General features: G+C 72.2%; 9 protein-coding genes. 7 read left to right on the top strand and 2 right to left on the bottom strand.

Annotation, left to right across the window (positions count from 1 at the left end):
• Window positions 1-146: 146 nt before the first annotated feature.
• A complete protein-coding gene (gene metH, locus OG776_RS32275; protein WP_148007682.1) occupies window positions 147-3,677 on the bottom strand; it encodes a methionine synthase in 3,531 nt (1,176 codons plus the stop codon).
• Window positions 3,678-3,949: 272 nt separating this feature from the next.
• On the opposite strand from metH, the gene OG776_RS32270 reads away from it, so the two are divergent.
• The 7 genes from OG776_RS32270 to OG776_RS32240 all read left to right on the top strand — a co-directional run bounded on the left by OG776_RS32270 (window position 3,950) and on the right by OG776_RS32240 (window position 15,473).
• A complete protein-coding gene (locus tag OG776_RS32270) occupies window positions 3,950-4,714 on the top strand; it encodes an IclR family transcriptional regulator (RefSeq protein ID WP_148007681.1) in 765 nt (254 codons plus the stop codon).
• A 1,000-nt stretch (window positions 4,715-5,714) separates the two neighbouring features.
• Entirely contained in the window at window positions 5,715-6,503 is a 789-nt protein-coding gene (locus OG776_RS32265; protein ID WP_148007680.1) for an MIP/aquaporin family protein, read from the top strand.
• A gap of 160 nt (window positions 6,504-6,663) precedes the next feature.
• Window positions 6,664-8,202, top strand: a complete 1,539-nt coding sequence (gene glpK, locus OG776_RS32260; RefSeq protein ID WP_148007679.1) for a glycerol kinase GlpK — start codon at window positions 6,664-6,666, stop codon at window positions 8,200-8,202.
• A 16-nt stretch (window positions 8,203-8,218) separates the two neighbouring features.
• Window positions 8,219-9,835, top strand: a complete 1,617-nt coding sequence (locus tag OG776_RS32255) for a glycerol-3-phosphate dehydrogenase/oxidase (protein ID WP_148007678.1) — start codon at window positions 8,219-8,221, stop codon at window positions 9,833-9,835.
• Window positions 9,836-10,097: 262 nt separating this feature from the next.
• The gene (locus OG776_RS32250; RefSeq protein ID WP_329322961.1) at window positions 10,098-13,037 is read left to right on the top strand and encodes an NACHT domain-containing protein; all 2,940 of its coding nucleotides are present in this window, start codon (window positions 10,098-10,100) and stop codon (window positions 13,035-13,037) included.
• Between the two features lie 406 nt (window positions 13,038-13,443).
• Complete coding sequence (locus OG776_RS32245) at window positions 13,444-14,115, top strand: FadR/GntR family transcriptional regulator (protein ID WP_148007677.1); 672 nt, start codon at window positions 13,444-13,446, stop codon at window positions 14,113-14,115.
• Between the two features lie 341 nt (window positions 14,116-14,456).
• Entirely contained in the window at window positions 14,457-15,473 is a 1,017-nt protein-coding gene (locus OG776_RS32240) for a PAC2 family protein (protein ID WP_148007676.1), read from the top strand.
• 214 nt (window positions 15,474-15,687) lie between these two features.
• Here the strand turns inward: OG776_RS32240 and mshC are convergent, their stop codons facing one another.
• Entirely contained in the window at window positions 15,688-16,917 is a 1,230-nt protein-coding gene (gene mshC, locus OG776_RS32235; RefSeq protein ID WP_148007675.1) for a cysteine--1-D-myo-inosityl 2-amino-2-deoxy-alpha-D-glucopyranoside ligase, read from the bottom strand.
• Window positions 16,918-17,259: the final 342 nt, after the last annotated feature.

Below are 17,259 nucleotides of genomic sequence, written 5' to 3'. Positions count from 1 at the left end.
CCCCGCGGCGCGTGGCGCGGGGCCGGTGGCCCGCCCCTGAGAGCCCCGAGGAGCCCCGGGCCGCACGCACGGGCGGCCCGGGGCTCCTCGGGGCCCGCGCACGACGTGGAGGGCCCTGTGGGCCGCCTGTGGGCCGCGGACACGACCTAGCGCGCGTTGAAGTACTTCGCCTCCGGGTGGTGGATCACGATGGCGTCCGTGGACTGCTCGGGGTGCAGCTGGAACTCCTCGGAGAGGTGGACCCCGATCCGCTCGGGTTCCAGCAGTTCGGCGATCTTCGCGCGGTCCTCCAGGTCGGGGCAGGCACCGTAGCCGAGGGAGAAGCGGGCGCCCCGGTACTTGAGGGCGAACATGTCCTCCACGGCCGCCGGGTCCTCACCCGAGAAACCGAGCTCCGAACGGACCCGGGCGTGCCAGTACTCGGCCAGCGCCTCCGCCAACTGCACGGACAGGCCGTGCAGTTCGAGGTAGTCGCGGTAGGAGTTGGACTCGAAGAGCTTGGCGGTCTCCTCGCCGATCCGGGAGCCGACGGTGACCACCTGGAGGCCGACCACGTCCGTCTCGCCGGACTCCTCGGGACGGAAGAAGTCGGCGAGGCACAGCCGCCGTCCGCGACGCTGGCGCGGGAACGTGAACCGGGTGCGTTCGTTGCCCTGCTCGTCCAGCAGGATCAGGTCGTCGTCCTTGGAGACGCACGGGAAGTACCCGTAGACGACGGCCGCTTCGAGCAGGTTGTCGGTCTGCAGCTTGTCGAGCAGCCCGCGCAGCCGGGGCCGGCCCTCGGTCTCGACGAGCTCCTCGTACGACGGTCCCTCGCCCGTACGGGCCTGCTTGAGGCCCCACTGCCCCTTGAAGAGGGCGCCCTCGTCCAGCCAGGACGCGTACTCCTTGAGCTGGATGCCCTTGATGACCCGGGTGCCCCGGAACGGCGGCGTGGGCACGGGGTTGTCGACCGCGACGTCGGAGCGGACGTGCCCCTCCTCGGGGCGCTCCTCGGGCACGGGCTGCGCGGCGGCGGCCCGCACCCGGCGCTGCTTCAGTTCCGGCAGCACGGCCCCGGGCACGCCCCGCTTGACCCCGATCAGCGCGTCCATCAGACGCAGGCCCTCGAACGCGTCTCGGGCGTAGCGGACTTCGCCCTCGTAGATCTCGTAGAGGTCCTGTTCGACGTACGCCCTGGTCAGGGCGGCGCCGCCGAGGATGACGGGGTAGTCGGCGGACAGCCCGCGCTGGTTGAGCTCCTCCAGGTTCTCCTTCATGATCACCGTGGACTTGACCAGCAGTCCGGACATGCCGATGACGTCGGCCCGGTGCTCCTCGGCGGCGTCCAGGATCGCGGAGACCGGCTGCTTGATACCGAGGTTGACGACGTTGTAGCCGTTGTTCGACAGGATGATGTCGACGAGGTTCTTGCCGATGTCGTGGACGTCTCCGCGCACGGTGGCCAGCACGATGGTGCCCTTGCCCTCGGCGTCCGACTTCTCCATGTGCGGTTCGAGGAACGCCACCGCGGACTTCATGACCTCGGCGGACTGGAGCACGAACGGCAGCTGCATCTGGCCGGAGCCGAACAGCTCGCCGACCACCTTCATGCCGTCGAGCAGCGTCTCGTTGACGATGTCCAGGGCGGGACGGCTGCGGAGGGCCTCGTCGAGGTCCGCCTCCAGGCCGTTCTTCTCGCCGTCGATGATGCGCCGCTTGAGCCGCTCGTCCAGCGGCAGCGCGGCCAGCTCCTCGGCCCTGCCCGCCTTCAGGGACTTGGTGGTGGCGCCCTCGAACAGCGCCATCAGCTTCTGCAGCGGGTCGTATCCCTCGGCGCGCCGGTCGTGGATGAGGTCGAGGGCGGTGGTGACCTGCTCGTCGTCGAAGCGCGCGATGGGCAGGATCTTGCTCGCGTGCACGATCGCGGAGTCGAGGCCGGCCTTGACGCACTCGTCGAGGAAGACCGAGTTGAGCAGCACCCGGGCGGCCGGGTTGAGGCCGAAGGAGATGTTCGACAGACCCAGCGTGGTCTGCACGTCGGGGCGGCGCCGCTTCAGCTCGCGGATCGCCTCGATCGTGGCGATGCCGTCCTTGCGGGACTCCTCCTGACCGGTGCAGATGGTGAAGGTCAGGGTGTCGATGAGGATGTCGGACTCGTGGATGCCCCAGTTCTCCGTCAGGTCCTCGATCAGCCGTTCGGCGATGGCGACCTTGGTCTCGACGGTGCGGGCCTGGCCCTCCTCGTCGATGGTGAGCGCGATCAGCGCGGCACCGTGCTCGCGGGCGAGCCGGGTCACCTTCGCGAAGCGCGAGTCGGGACCGTCCCCGTCCTCGTAGTTGACGGAGTTGATGACGGCCCGGCCGCCCAGCTTCTCCAGGCCCGCGCGGATGACGTCGACCTCGGTCGAGTCGAGGACGATCGGCAGCGTCGAGGCGGTGGCGAAACGTCCGGCGAGCTCCTCCATGTCCGCGACGCCGTCCCGGCCGACGTAGTCGACGCAGAGGTCGAGCATGTGGGCGCCCTCGCGGATCTGGTCGCGGGCCATCTCCACGCAGTCGTCCCAGCGGGCGTCCAGCATGGCCTCGCGGAACTTCTTCGAACCGTTGGCGTTGGTGCGCTCGCCGATCGCCATGTACGCGGTGTCCTGGCGGAACGGCACGGTCTGGTAGAGCGACGCGGCACCGGGCTCCGGCTGCGGGTGACGCTCGGTGGGCTCGACCCCCCGCACCCGCTCGACGAGCTGCCGCAGGTGCTCGGGCGTCGTGCCGCAGCAGCCGCCGACCAGGGACAGGCCGTAGTCACGGACGAAGTTCTCCTGCGCGTCGGCCAGTCCCTCGGGGCCGAGCGGGAAGTGCGCGCCGTCCTTGGTGAGGACCGGCAGACCGGCGTTCGGCATGCAGAGGAGCGGGATGCGGGAGTGCCGCGTGAGGTAGCGCAGGTGCTCGCTCATCTCGGCGGGACCGGTCGAGCAGTTCAGGCCGATCATGTCGATGCCGAGCGGCTCCAGCGCGGTCAGCGCGGCACCGATCTCGGAGCCGAGCAGCATGGTGCCGGTCGTCTCGAACGCCATCGAACACAGCAGCGGGAGGTCGAGTCCGAGTGCCTCCATGGCGCGGCGGGCGCCCAGCAGGGAGGCCTTGGTCTGCAGCAGGTCCTGGGTGGTCTCGACGATCAGGGCGTCGGCGCCGCCCGCGATCAGTCCCTCCGCGTTCGCCTGGAATCCGTCGCGCAGCGTGCCGTAGGGGACGTGGCCGAGGGTCGGCAGCTTGGTACCGGGGCCGATGGAGCCGAGGACCCAGCGCCGGCGGCCGTCGCGGGACGCGTAGTCGTCGGCGACCTCACGGGCCAGCCGCGCTCCCGCCTCGGAGAGTTCGTGCACACGGTCGGCGATGTCGTACTCGGCCATGGCCGAGTGGTTCGCTCCGAAGGTGTTGGTCTCGACACAGTCCACGCCGACGTCGAAATAGGCCTCGTGGACCGAACGGACGATGTCCGGCCGGGTGAGGTTCAGGATCTCGTTGCAGCCTTCGAGGTTCTCGAAGTCCTCCAGCGTCGGATCCTGCGCCTGCAGCATCGTGCCCATCGCGCCGTCCGCCACCACCACACGGGTGGCGAGGGCCTCACGCAGTGCGTCGATGCGGGCCCGGTTCTCGGCGAACTCGGACGAAGGGGACGGGTTCGGCAACGAAGCCATGAAGGTGCTCCCTGGAGTGCGACGGCTGTCGGCTTTGCGCTTCTCATGGAACGCGCACGCCGTCAGGGTAGCCCGGAGCGCCGCCCGAGGGTCAGTGGCGTCCAGGGGACGGACGGGCGTGGCGGAGGCGGCCGGGGTGTTAAGAACGGACGGGACATCTTGCGACCACCTGTTAGCGAGAGCCCGTCGGCGAACGGTAGTGTTCGGCATTGTCGAACGGCGGCAACGTAGGCGGCCGCCGACGGTCGAAGGGGAACGGAGGCAGCACGGCGATGGCACGGAACATCCAGTCGCTCGAACGGGCGGCGGCGATGCTGCGCTTGCTCGCGGGCGGCGAGCGACAGCTCGGCCTGTCCGACATCGCCTCGTCGCTGGGCCTGGCCAAGGGGACGGCCCACGGCATACTGCGCACCCTTCAGCAGGAGGGCTTCGTGGAGCAGGACACCGTCTCCGGGCGCTACCAGCTCGGCGCCGAGCTGCTGCGCCTCGGGACCACCTACCTCGACGTGCACGAACTGCGGGCGCGGGCGCTGGTATGGACCGACGACCTGGCCCGCTCCAGCGGGGAGAGCGTGTACCTGGGGGTCCTGCACCAACAGGGGGTGCTGATCGTGCACCACGTGTTCCGGCCCGACGACAGCCGCCAGGTGCTGGAGGTCGGGGCCATGCAGCCGCTGCACTCCACGGCGCTGGGCAAGGTCCTGTCGGCGTACGACCCGGTGGCCCACAGCGAGGTGCTGGAGGCCGAGCGCGACGAGTTCACGGCGCGGACGGTCAGCACGCTGGAGGAGTTCGAGGGCGTGCTCGACCTGACCCGGGCCCGCGGATACGCGGACGACGTCGAGGAGACCTGGACGGGTGTCGCCTCGGTCGCGGCCCCGATCCACAACCGGCGGCGCATGCCGGTCGGCGCGGTGGGCATCACCGGGGCCGTGGAGCGGGTCTGCAAGGACGGGGAGCTGCGGCCCGACCTGATCGCGGCGGTGCGCGACTGCGCCCGCGCGGTGTCGCGGGACCTGGGAGCAGGGCGGTTCTGACGCCCGCCCGATGTGGCGCGGGACCTGGGAGCAGGGCGGTTCTGACGCCCGCCCGATGTGGCGCGGGACCTGGAAGCAGGGCGGTTCTGACGCCCGCCCGATGTGGCGCGGGACCTGGAAGCAGGGCGGTTCTGACGCCCGCCCGATGTGGCGCGGGACCTGGAAGCAGGGCGGTTCTGACGCCCGCCCGATGTGGCGCGGGACCTGGAAGCAGGGCGGTTCTGACGCCCGCCCGATGTGGCGCGGGACCTGGAAGCAGGGCGGTTCTGACGCCCGCCCGATGTGGCGCGGGACCTGGAAGCAGGGCGGTTCTGACGCCCAGCGGCGGTGGCGCGCGGACATCCGCGCGCCGGCCGGTGCGTCGGCGGGCCCGTCCGCGGGCGCGGACCCGCGCGGTCGCCCGGGCCACGCGCCACCCCTGAACCGCGGACCCGCCCCGGGACGCGCGCCCTCCCTGAGCCGCGCGCCGCCCCCGACCCGCGCGCCCTCTCCGAGCCGCACGCCACCCCCGAGCCCCGGACCGCTCCCGAGCCACGGGCCCTCCGCCCGCCGGGCCGGGGTCTCCCCGGGCCGAGCGGGCCGGTACGTCGGTGACGTACCGGCCTTCCGTGCGCTCGCGCGCGTCTTCACGGCCGCTTTCACGGCCGCGTGCCACAGCCGAGCGGAGCGCGTTCCGCACCTACGGGAGGGGCGTCCCGCACCCTCCCGGAACACCCTCGCGCACACACGACGTACCCGTTCGCGTGCGGTGCGCCGCCGTCCCGAGACCGATAGCCCACAGCAATCAATAACGATCGTGTTTTCGATAACGGAACCCTTGACGAGCTGGTAACAGCGGAGCAAGACTCCCGTCCATCGGTCGACATTGTCGAACACCTGACGACAAAAGCGTTAGGGTGTGGCAGTGCCAGCGGCCGTCATCGCCCTCACCCCCGAGGGCGCGAACCACCGGAGGGACCCGGGGTTCGGCTTCCCTGGACGAAGGACAAAGGAGTCGCGGGTGTCCAGCTCCGACATCTTCATCGGCGAGACCATAGGTACCGCCATACTCATCCTGCTCGGTGGTGGCGTCTGCGCCGCCGTCACGCTGAAGGCCTCGAAGGCCCGTAACGCCGGCTGGCTCGCCATCGCCTTCGGGTGGGGTTTCGCGGTCCTCACGGCCGTCTACACCTCCGCGCCGCTGTCGGGCGCGCACCTGAACCCCGCCGTGACGCTGGCGCTGACCATCAAGGACGGCGGCTGGAACAACCTGCCCGTCTACTGGGGCGGTCAGTTGCTGGGCGCCATGATCGGTGCCACGCTGGTCTGGGTCGTGTACTACGGACAGTTCCGGGTGCACCTGACCGACCCCGAGATCGTCGGCACCGACGAGCAGCGTGCCGCCAAGGCCGTCGAGGCCGAGGAGCCGGCCGCCGGCCCGGTCCTGGGCATCTTCTCCACCGGCCCCGAGATCCGTCACGCGGTGCAGAACCTCGCCACGGAGATCATCGGCACCGTCGTGCTGGTGCTCGCCGTGCTCACCCAGGGTCTGAACGACAAGGGCAACGGCCTCGGCCCCCTCGGCGCCCTGATCACCGCCCTCGTGGTCGTCTCGATCGGTCTCTCCCTCGGTGGCCCCACCGGCTACGCGATCAACCCGGCCCGTGACCTCGGTCCGCGCATCGTGCACGCCCTGCTCCCCCTGCCGAACAAGGGTGGCTCCGACTGGAGCTACGCCTGGGTCCCGGTCGTCGGTCCGCTGATCGGCGGCGCGATCGCCGCAGGCCTCTACAACGTCGCCTTCGCTTAGGAGCATCGCCGGAGCACCGCTCGGGAACACCGCCCAGGGAGCACCGCCGAAGAGCCGAACACCTCGAGGCACGCCCGGAGCACCGCTTACCGCACCGCCAGAGCAGCGCGACGTAAACACGTAGACACCGCCCTTTCATTCGGAACCTCAGGAGCACACCGTGACCGACGCACACACCGCCGGCCCCTTCATCGCCGCGATCGACCAGGGCACCACCTCGTCCCGCTGCATCGTCTTCGACCGTGACGGCCGCATCGTCTCCGTCGACCAGAAGGAGCACGAGCAGATCTTCCCCAAGCCGGGCTGGGTCGAACACGACGCCACCGAGATCTGGACCAACGTCCAGGAGGTCGTGGCCGGCGCCATCGAGAAGGCCGGCATCACCCGCGACGACATCAAGGCGATCGGCATCACCAACCAGCGTGAGACCACGCTGCTGTGGGACAAGAACACCGGCGAGCCCGTCCACAACGCCATCGTCTGGCAGGACACCCGCACCGACGCGCTCTGCAAGGAGCTCGGCCGCAACGTCGGCCAGGACCGCTTCCGCCGCGAGACCGGCCTGCCCCTCGCCTCGTACTTCGCCGGCCCCAAGGCCCGCTGGCTGCTCGACAACGTCGAGGGCCTGCGCGAGCGCGCCGAGGCCGGGGACATCCTCTTCGGCACGATGGACACCTGGGTCATCTGGAACCTGACCGGCGGCGCCGACGGCGGCCGCCACGTGACCGACGTCACCAACGCCTCCCGCACCATGCTGATGAACCTGCACACGCTGGAGTGGGACGAGAAGATCGCCGAGTCCATCGGCGTCCCGCTGGCGATGCTCCCCGAGATCCGCTCCTCCGCCGAGGTCTACGGCGAGGTCACCGGAGGCCCGCTCGGCGAGCTGCTCGGCGGCATCCCGGTCGCCTCCGCGCTCGGCGACCAGCAGGCGGCCCTGTTCGGCCAGACCTGCTTCTCCGAGGGCGAGGCCAAGTCCACGTACGGCACCGGCACGTTCATGCTGATGAACACCGGCGACAAGATCATCAACTCGTACTCGGGCCTGCTCACCACCGTCGGCTACCGCATCGGCGACCAGGCTCCGGTGTACGCCCTCGAGGGCTCCATCGCCGTCACCGGTTCGCTGGTGCAGTGGATGCGCGACCAGATGGGCCTGATCAAGTCCGCCGCCGAGATCGAGACGCTCGCGTCCTCGGTCGAGGACAACGGCGGCGCCTACTTCGTACCGGCCTTCTCCGGCCTGTTCGCCCCGTACTGGCGCTCCGACGCCCGCGGTGTGATCGCCGGTCTGACCCGGTACGTCACCAAGGCGCACATCGCGCGCGCCGTCCTGGAAGCCACCGCCTGGCAGACCCGCGAGATCACCGACGCCATGACCAAGGATTCCGGCGTCGAGCTCACGGCCCTCAAGGTCGACGGCGGCATGACCTCCAACAACCTGCTGATGCAGACCCTCGCCGACTTCCTGGACGCCCCCGTGGTGCGCCCGATGGTCGCCGAGACCACCTGCCTCGGCGCCGCCTACGCCGCCGGCCTCGCCGTCGGCTTCTGGTCCAACACCGAGGACCTGCGCGCCAACTGGCGCCGGGCCGCCGAGTGGACCCCCAACATGGACGCGGACACCCGCGACCGTGAGTACAAGAGCTGGCTCAAGGCCGTCGAGCGGACCATGGGCTGGATCGAAGACGAGAACTGAGGAGTAAGAACCCGCAATGACCAGCCAGCCCACCCTGCAGACTGTGCCTGCCCTCGGTACGCACCCCGCCTCCGGCTCCCACCCGAGCCGCGCCGAGACCCGGGAACAGCTGTCCAAGGCGACGTACGACCTCCTCGTGATCGGCGGCGGCATCCTGGGCATCTCCACCGCCTGGCACGCCGCGCAGTCCGGTCTGCGGGTGGCCCTGGTCGACGCCGGTGACTTCGCCGGCGCCACCTCCTCCGCCTCCTCCAAGCTTCTCCACGGCGGTCTGCGCTACCTGCAGACCGGCGCGGTGAAGCTGGTGGCGGAGAACCACTTCGAGCGCCGTGCGGTCTCCCGCCAGGTGGCCCCCCACCTGGCGAACCCGCTCACGTTCTACCTCCCCGTGTACAAGGGCGGGCCGCACGGCGCGGCGAAGCTCGGAGCCGGTGTCTTCGCGTACTCGGCCCTCTCCGCGTTCGGCGACGGCGTGGGACACCTGCTGAGCCCCTCCAAGGCCGCGCAGGACGTGCCGGAGCTGCGCACCGAGAACCTGAAGGCCGTCGCGGTCTACGGCGACGACCAGATGAACGACTCCCGGATGGCCCTGATGACCGTCCGCGCGGCCGTGGAGTCGGGCGCCGTCGTCCTCAACCACGCCGAGGTGACCGGTCTGCGCTTCACCCGGGGCCGGGTCACCGGAGCCGAGCTGAAGGACCGCACGGACGGCACCGAGTTCGGCGTCGACGCGCGCCTCGTCCTCAACGCCACCGGCCCCTGGGTCGACCACCTCCGCCGGATGGAGGACGCGAACGCCGCTCCGTCCATCCGCCTCTCCAAGGGCGCGCACCTGGTCCTCAAGCGCACCTCCCCCTGGAAGGCCGCGCTCGCGACCCCGATCGACAAGTACCGCATCACCTTCGCCCTCCCCTGGGAGGACATGCTGCTGCTCGGCACCACCGACGAGGAGTACGAGGGGGACCCGGGCGAGGTCGCGGTCACCGAGAAGGACATAGCCCAGATCCTCGACGAGGCCGCGTTCTCCGTCCGCGACCAGCAGCTCTCCCGTGATCTGATCACGTACTCCTTCGCCGGTCTGCGGGTGCTGCCGGGCGGTCCCGGCGACACCTCGAAGGCGAAGCGCGAGACGGTCGTCACCGAGGGCCGCGGCGGGATGCTCTCCGTCGCGGGCGGCAAGTGGACCACGTTCCGGCACATCGGCCGTACGGTCATGAAGAAGCTGGAGTCGCTGCCGGGCCACCCGCTGGGCGAGGACTTCGAGCCGATCTCCGCGCTGCCGAAGAAGCTGCCGCTGCCCGGCGTCGCCAATCCGCGCGCGGTCGCCCACCGGCTGCTCGTCGACGGCCCGGCCCCCGGCCCGCGCATGGCCGCCGACACCGCCAGGCACCTCGCGACGCACTACGGTTCGCTCGCCTTCGACATCGCCCGCCTCGCGAACGAGGACGCGGCGCTCGGCGAGCGCGTCCACCCGGACGCCCCCGAGATCTGGGCACAGGTCGTGTGGGCCCGGGACAACGAGTGGGCGCAGACGGCGGACGACGTGCTGCGCCGCCGTACGACGCTGACGATCCGCGGTCTCGCCACGGACGAGGTCCGCGCCAAGGTGCAGGACCTGCTCGACAAGAAGTAGCCCGCGGGGACCCACCGGCCCCACGGACGGCACCGGCGGTTCGGGAACCCACCCGCACCACGGGGAAGGGGCGGCTCCCACGGGGGGAGCCGCCCCTTGGCACGCCTGGGTACGCCCTGGTACACGTCGTCTCAGGTGAACCTCCAGCAGCCCCCCGGATGCCTCACGCGCCCCCCGCCCCCGCACGCATTCCTCCCTGGGCCCAACGGATGCCGGATACAACGGAGTACGGGACCGGATCCGACCAGGGAGAACGACGCGCATGAGCGGCTGGTGGCGGAGCGCTCGCCTGCGGCGGCGAGCTGCCTTCGGGGTGTGCGCGGCGGCGCTCGTCGCCCTCGTCGGCGCGGTGCACGACTCTCGGGACGAGAACACCGCGGGTGTGTTCGTCTCCGTGATCGCGGCGGTGGTGTCCGTCGCCGCGTTCCTCGCGGACGCGTTGCGCGACGGCACCGACACACCCCGGCCCGCCGGCGACGTACGGCGCCGGGCCGCCGACGCGCTCGCCGAGGCGGTACGGGAACAGTGGGCGGCCGAGGCCCGGCTGCGCAGGCTCCACGATCCCGGGCCCCTGGACGTGCGCTGGGCCCCGGCGGACCGCCGGCTCGCCGACCATCCGGAGAACATCCGCCCCGGGACACCGGTGCCCGCACCGCGCGACGGCGGACACCGACTGGAGGGCATCGTCGGGGCGTTCGCGTCCCTGCCGCGCCACCGGCTGGTCGCGCTGGGCGGCCCCGGCTCCGGCAAGAGCGTGCTGGCCGTCCGGTTCACCCTGGGACTGCTGGCCGTGCGCGAACCCGGCGGCCCCGTACCGGTGATCTTCCCGCTGTCCGGCTGGGACCCCACGCGTACGGGGCTGCGCGACTGGCTCGCCGACCGCCTCGCCGCCGACTACCGCTCGCTGGCCGCGCCCTCGGACGGCCGGCACAGCCTCGGCCGCGCGCTGGTCGACACCGGACTCGTCCTGCCCGTCCTCGACGGGTTCGACGAGCTCCCCCGGGCGGCGTACGCGGACGCCGTACGACGCATCAACTCCGAACTCGACGACGAACTCCCCCTGTTGCTCACCAGCCGCCCCGCGGCCTGGGCCTCCGCGGTGCGCGCGGGCGACGTGCTCACGGCGGCCGAGGTCGTACAGCTGCTCCCGCTGGACAGCGGGCGGGCCGGCTCGTACCTCGAACGCACGGCCCGCCCCCGCGGCCTCGACGGCGATCACCGGGAGACCGTGTGGACACCGGTGCTGCGCCGGCTGGACCACGAACCGCTGCCCCTGAACGCCGTACTGACGGTCCCGCTGATGGTGGCGCTCGCGCGCACGGTGTACAGCGACACCTCCCGCGACCCCGCCGAACTCCTCGACACCGCGCGTTTCCCGACGGCCGGGGACATCGAGGAACACCTGCTGGACGCCTTCGTGCCCTCGGCCTTCGCGGACGGCGGGCCCCGGCGCGCCGCCGAGGCGCGGCGCCGCCTGGGACAGCTGGCCAAGGAGCTGGAGAGCCGCGGCACCGAGCGGCTGGCCTGGTGGGAGCTGGAGTCGGCGCTGCCCGGGGTGGTCCGCGCCTACGCGACCGGGCTGCTGGCGATCCTCGCGGCCTGCGCGCTGCTGCCGGCCCTCGCCCTGGACCTTCCGTCGGGCCACGGACCGGCGGTGCCGGACTCCGGCTCGCTCGTCGCGGGGCTCCTCGGCCAGACGCTCGGCTACGCCTTCGGGGTCGCCTTCCTGCTGCCCGCCCGGCCGGGACCGCCCGGCCCCCGCGGCCCGTTGCTCCGCCAGCTGGCCGTCACCACGGCCGCGGCCACCGTGCTGTGGGTGGGCGTCGCCCTCACCGACGACCTGCGGTTCGGCTTCCGCTTCGGCGCCGTCACCGATGGTCCGCTGCCCGACCTGTTCGGCGGCTTCCTCTTCGCGATGCTGCTGACCCTGTTCTTCGGTGTCGCGGGCCTGCCCCGGCACCCGGTCCCGCTGAACCTTCCGTGGGCCGGCGGACACTGGGGCCGCGCCGCGGTACTGATGAGCGGAGCCACGCTGTCCGCGTGCTCGGTCGGCCTGGCCGGGGCGCTGCTGCTCGGCGTGGCGGTGACGCCGGATACCGCGCTGGCCGGGACGGTCTGCGCGGTGTCCGGCTGCGCCCTGCTGATCGGCGGGACCCGGCATGCCCTGCGGGACAGCGCCCCGCGCCGGGGCGGCCGGATCGCCCACGACTTCACGGCCGGCCTGGTACGGGGCATGGCGGCGACCCTGCTCGTCGGCACCGTCGCGAGTTCCGTCGCGGGGGCGGCGGCGGTCACGGCGACCGTCCTGACGTCCAGCTCGCGGGAGGACCTGGACGGACGGCGCATCGGCCACTGGCGGTTCCACGAACGGGACGGCGTCCGCACCGCGAGCACCGACCACCGGCTGACCGGCACCCTGCTCGTCCCGGCACCCGGCGCGCTGCCGCTCGCCTACCCGGCGGGCACGGCCCCGCCCCACTGCGAGATCCCGCTGCTGCCCGCGCGCACCTGCGCCGCGTTCGCCTCCCGGCACACGGTGTTCGAGTCCCGGTCCGGTGCGGTGACCGTGCGTCTCACGACGGCGGACGCACCGGGCCGCGTGGCGTACGCGGCGAACCTGCGGTCCGTGCTCCCGGAGCGGGGCCGCGCCTGGCTCACCGACGGTCCGCCGTCGGCCCTCTTCGCGCGCTGTCTGCCGCCGATGGTGGCCGCGGGGGTGCTGATCGGCATGGTCGGCGGGTGCGTCTGCGGTGTCTACCGGGCGCTCAGCGCGCCCTCCGAGGTGCTGCGCGCGCCCGGCCCGCGCGGCACCCTGCGCGCCGACCGGACCGCCTCCCTGGTGCGGGGCGGCATCGCCGCGCTGCTCACCGCGGTCGTCTGTCTCCCGGTCGTGCTGCTGTCCGGGGACTGGGGAGGGCTCGTCGACGCGGCCGCCCAGATGTGGATCCCGGTCGGCGCGACCCCGCTCGCGCTCAGCGCCTGGGGGCGATTCATGATCACCCGTGGCTGGCTCGCCCTGACCGGGCGGACGCCCTGGCGTCTGATGCGCTTCCTCGACGAGGCGCACCGCCGCGGAGTGCTGCGGCAGTCCGGCGCGTACTACGAGTTCCGGCACCAGCGGCTCCAGCGGCGGCTGGCCGGGTCCACCGTGGCGCCGGGCGGCGGGCCTCCGGCGGCGGAGTGCCTCGACATCCTGGGCTGAGGCGGCCTCAGCGCTGAGGCCGCCACGGCTCGCTCGTCGCCCCAGCTCGGTCGTCGCCGCTGCCCGGGACTGGCCTTGCTTCGGCTCGGCTCGGGCGGGCCGGACGGGCGCGGACCGCGAGACCGGTCTTCCGGCCCGTCCAGGCGGGGCACTCCGCCGGGCGTGCGCGGCCTCCCCGGGACCGAGCCGGGCGTCCCCGGGCCGGGTCCGGGCGTCCCCGGGACCGGGCCGAGCGTCGCCGGAACAGGGCCGGGCGCTCTCGCGATCCGGGAGGCGTTCGCCCGTTCCGAAGGGTCGTCCGCCGATCCGGCCAGGGATTCCGTGCCCGGTCACCCCGTTGACCCCACATAATGTCCTGAGACATCGGAGGTCTGAGGGACATCCGGAGTGACAGGGGAGGTCCGCCATGGCAGTCACCGATGAGGCGATCGAAAAGATCAAGGACATGATCGTCTCGGGCACGCTGCGGCCCGGCGACCGGCTCCCCAAGGAGAGCGAGCTCGCCGCGGATCTCGGGCTCTCCCGCAACTCTCTGCGGGAGGCCGTGCGCGCGCTCTCCCTGATCCGCATCCTGGACGTGCGCCAGGGCGACGGCACCTACGTGACCAGTCTGGACCCCCAGCTCCTCCTGGAGGCGCTGAGTTTCGTCGTCGACTTCCACCGCGACGACACCGTGCTGGAGTTCCTGGCGGTGCGCCGCATCCTGGAGCCCGCGGCGACGGCGATGGCCGCGGCCAGGATCGGCGAACGGCAGCTGGCCGAGCTGAGCTCCCGGCTGGACGCGCTCGGCGACGCGCCCTCCGTGGAGGAACTCGTCGCCTCCGACCTGGAGTTCCACCGGGGCATCGTGCAGAGCTCCGGGAACTCGGTCCTGTGCTCGCTGCTGGACGGCCTGTCCGGGCCCACCACCCGAGCCCGGATCTGGCGCGGTCTGACCCAGGAGGACGCGGTCAGCCGCACCCTGCACGAGCACCGGGCCATCCTGGCGGCGCTCCGCGACCGGGACGCGGAGGCCGCCCGGTCCTGGGCGACGGTGCACATCGCGAGTGTGGAGCAGTGGCTGCGCAGCACGCTCTGACGGAACGCTCCGTCAGCCTTCGCCCACCGTACGGAGGGTGCCCGCCGTACGGGGGCGCCGTACAGCGGGCCGGCGAGGCAGGTCCGCTAGCGTCCGCGGAGCAACGGCGTCCGCACGCCTGCGCGCCGCCCCCGGTCATCGGACGTATCACCCGTCCACGGAGGGACGTCCCAGGTCGTCGGCGATGTCGGCCCGGGACAGCTCGGATGACTGGCGGGTGTTTCCTGGCGAGGTTCGGGGCAGTGATCCGTTCACTCCCCTGTGCAAGGGGGCTGCGGAGGCACCGTCGGCACGCCGTAAGGTTGGGACGTACGCGAGAGCACGTCGGAAGGAGGCGCTGGGTGATCGAGCTGGAGGGGGTTCCCGAGCTGATCGACCCAGTGATGGTGGCCGCGTTCGAAGGCTGGAACGACGCCGGCGACGCCGCCTCCACCGCGGTCGCGCACCTGGACAGGGAGTGGAAGGGCGAGGTCTTCGCGGCGCTCGACGCCGAGGACTACTACGACTTCCAGGTGAACCGCCCCACGGTGTGGCTGGACGGCGGCGTACGCAAGATCACCTGGCCGACCACGCGTCTGTCGGTGGTCCGGGTCGGCGGCGAGAAGCCGCGTGACCTCGTGCTGGTGAGGGGCATCGAGCCGTCGATGCGGTGGCGCTCGTTCTGCAACGAGCTGCTCGGCTTCGCGCACGAGCTGGGCGTGGAACTGGTGGTGATCCTGGGCGCCCTGCTCGGGGACACCCCGCACACCCGCCCGGTCCCGGTCAGCGGGGTCACCTCCGACTCCGACCTGGCCCGCACGATGGATCTGGAGGAGACCAAGTACGAGGGCCCCACGGGCATCGTCGGCATCCTCCAGGAGGCGTGCACCCACGCGGGCGTGCCGGCGGTGTCGCTGTGGGCGGCCGTGCCGCACTACGTGTCGCAGCCGCCGAACCCGAAGGCGACCCTGGCCCTGCTCAACCGTCTGGAGGACCTGATCGACCTGCGGATCCCGCTGGGCGAGCTGCCCGAGGACGCGCGGGCCTGGCAGTTGGGCGTGGACCAGCTGGCCGCCGAGGACAGCGAGGTCGCCGAGTACGTGCAGACGCTGGAGGAGGCCCGGGACACCGCCGAGCTGCCGGAGGCGTCGGGCGAGGCCATCGCCCGGGAGTTCGAGCGGTATCTGCGCAGACGGGACGGCGGGGGTCCGGCGGGCCCGGCTCCCGGCGGTCACGCCACGGCCGACGGCAGCGACAGCGCGTCCTACCTCCGGGACAACCCGGGCGCACGCCCGAAGCCGCCCAAGTCCCCGAAGCCGGACACCGAGACCGACACGGGACGCGGCGGCGGCGAGGACGACGACTCCTCGGAGGACTGAGAAGGCGGTCGGGGCGGTACGCACCCTGCGTACCGCCCCGACGCACGTCCGGCCCCGTCTCGCCGCACCCCGCCACCACCACTCCTGGGTGCCCTCTCTTTCCGGCCTCTCCCGGCGGAGGGCACCGGCCTTCCCCGGCGGAGGGCACAGGACAGCGGAACGCCGGGCGGCACGAACCGCCCGGCGTTCCTCCTGTACGGGAGCTGCGTACGGGTTACAGGGCGACACCCAGCAGGGCGTCCACGGCGCGCGAGACGACGCCGGGGGCACCCTCGTCCGTGCCGCCCCGCTCGTGCTGGAGCGTGGCCCAGCGGTCGACGGCGGCGAGCGCGGCCGGCGCGTCGAGGTCGTCGGCGAGGGCGTCGCGGATCTCCTCGACGAGCGCCTCGGCGGACGGGCCGTCGGGCCGGGACACGGCGGCACGCCAGGTCTCCAGGCGGGCGACGGCGTCCGCGAGGACGGCGTCCGTCCACTCCCAGTCGGCGCGGTAGTGGTGGGCGAGCAGCGCGAGCCGGATGGCGGCCGGGTCGACACCGGAGCGCCGGAGGGTGGAGACGAAGACCAGGTTCCCCTTCGACTTCGACATCTTCTCGCCGTCGAGACCGACCATGCCGGCGTGCACGTACGCCTTGGCCATCGGGAACTCGCCGGTGAGCACCTGGGCGTGCGAGGCGCCCATCTCGTGGTGCGGGAAGGCGAGGTCCGAGCCGCCGCCCTGGACGTCGAAGCCCATCCCCAGGTGATCGAGGGCGATGGCCACGCACTCGATGTGCCAGCCGGGCCGGCCGCGTCCGAGCGAGCCGCCGTCCCAGCTGGGCTCGCCCTCCCTCGCGGCCATCCAGAGCATCGGGTCGAGCGGGTTCTTCTTGCCCGGGCGGTCCGGGTCACCGCCCCGCTCGGCGGACAGCAGACGCATCGCGGCGGCGTCCAGACCGGACACCCCGCCGAAGTGGGGGTCGGACTCGACGGAGAAGTACACGTCCCCCTCGAGCTCGTAGGCGGCCCCGGCGTCCCGCAGCCGCTCGACGAGCGGCACGATGCCGGGTATGGCCTCGACGGCGCCTATGTAGTGGCGCGGCGGAAGCATCCGCAGGGCGGTCATGTCCTCACGGAAGAGGGCGGTCTCCTGCTCGGCGAGTCCCACCCAGTCGACGCCGTCGCGTTCCGCCCGCTCCAGGAGCGGGTCGTCGACGTCGGTCACGTTCTGGACGTAGTGAACCTGCCGCTTGGTGTCGAGCCACACGCGCTGAACGAGGTCGAACGCGTTGTAGGTCGCCGCGTGACCCATGTGGGTCGCGTCGTACGGCGTGATGCCGCAGACGTAGATACGGGCGACGGGACCGGGGTCGAGAGTGACGGGACCACCGGTCGCGGTGTCGTGGATCCGGAGGTCGCGGCCCTCGCCGGGCAGGGCGGGGACCTCAGAAGCGGGCCAGGCATGCATGTCATGAGCCTAACCGGACGCGACTTCCGTATACGAACCGGACCAGGCCTGATGGCCCGTAAGGCCCTCTTGTGGGACGCCGCGTCCTGTGCATCGGCGCGTTCACCGATGGGCGCCGGAAGCGCGGGGCCTCGCTCCGGCGGACCCGGCACGGCGGCGCGGCAGCACATATCGGGTCATATACGGATACGCCGAGGGTGATTCCGCACGGGTGTGCGCCGAGGGGGTCAGGAGAGCGGCACCCCGGCGCGCGCCGGGCGCGCGCACTCGCCCGGCGGCATGCTCCGCGTCGGGTTCCTCACACCGGCGGGCGACCCGTCCCGCCGCGGCCCCGGAGAGGTC

This window comes from Streptomyces sp. NBC_01689 (assembly GCF_036250675.1).
Classification (GTDB): domain Bacteria; phylum Actinomycetota; class Actinomycetes; order Streptomycetales; family Streptomycetaceae; genus Streptomyces.
The sequence above is the reverse complement of the archived record's forward strand: the minus strand, read 5'-3'. Positions and strand labels throughout refer to the sequence as shown.

What these genes read in the sequence shown, in the direction of transcription:
- metH (WP_148007682.1), bottom strand. Translation starts at nt 3,677, where the DNA reads ATGGCTTCGTTGCCGAACCCGTCCCCTTCGTCCGAGTTCGCCGAGAAC.
- OG776_RS32270 (WP_148007681.1), top strand. Translation starts at nt 3,950, where the DNA reads ATGGCACGGAACATCCAGTCGCTCGAACGGGCGGCGGCGATGCTGCGC.
- OG776_RS32255 (WP_148007678.1), top strand. Translation starts at nt 8,219, where the DNA reads ATGACCAGCCAGCCCACCCTGCAGACTGTGCCTGCCCTCGGTACGCAC.
- OG776_RS32250 (WP_329322961.1), top strand. Translation starts at nt 10,098, where the DNA reads ATGAGCGGCTGGTGGCGGAGCGCTCGCCTGCGGCGGCGAGCTGCCTTC.
- OG776_RS32245 (WP_148007677.1), top strand. Translation starts at nt 13,444, where the DNA reads ATGGCAGTCACCGATGAGGCGATCGAAAAGATCAAGGACATGATCGTC.
- mshC (WP_148007675.1), bottom strand. Translation starts at nt 16,917, where the DNA reads ATGCATGCCTGGCCCGCTTCTGAGGTCCCCGCCCTGCCCGGCGAGGGC.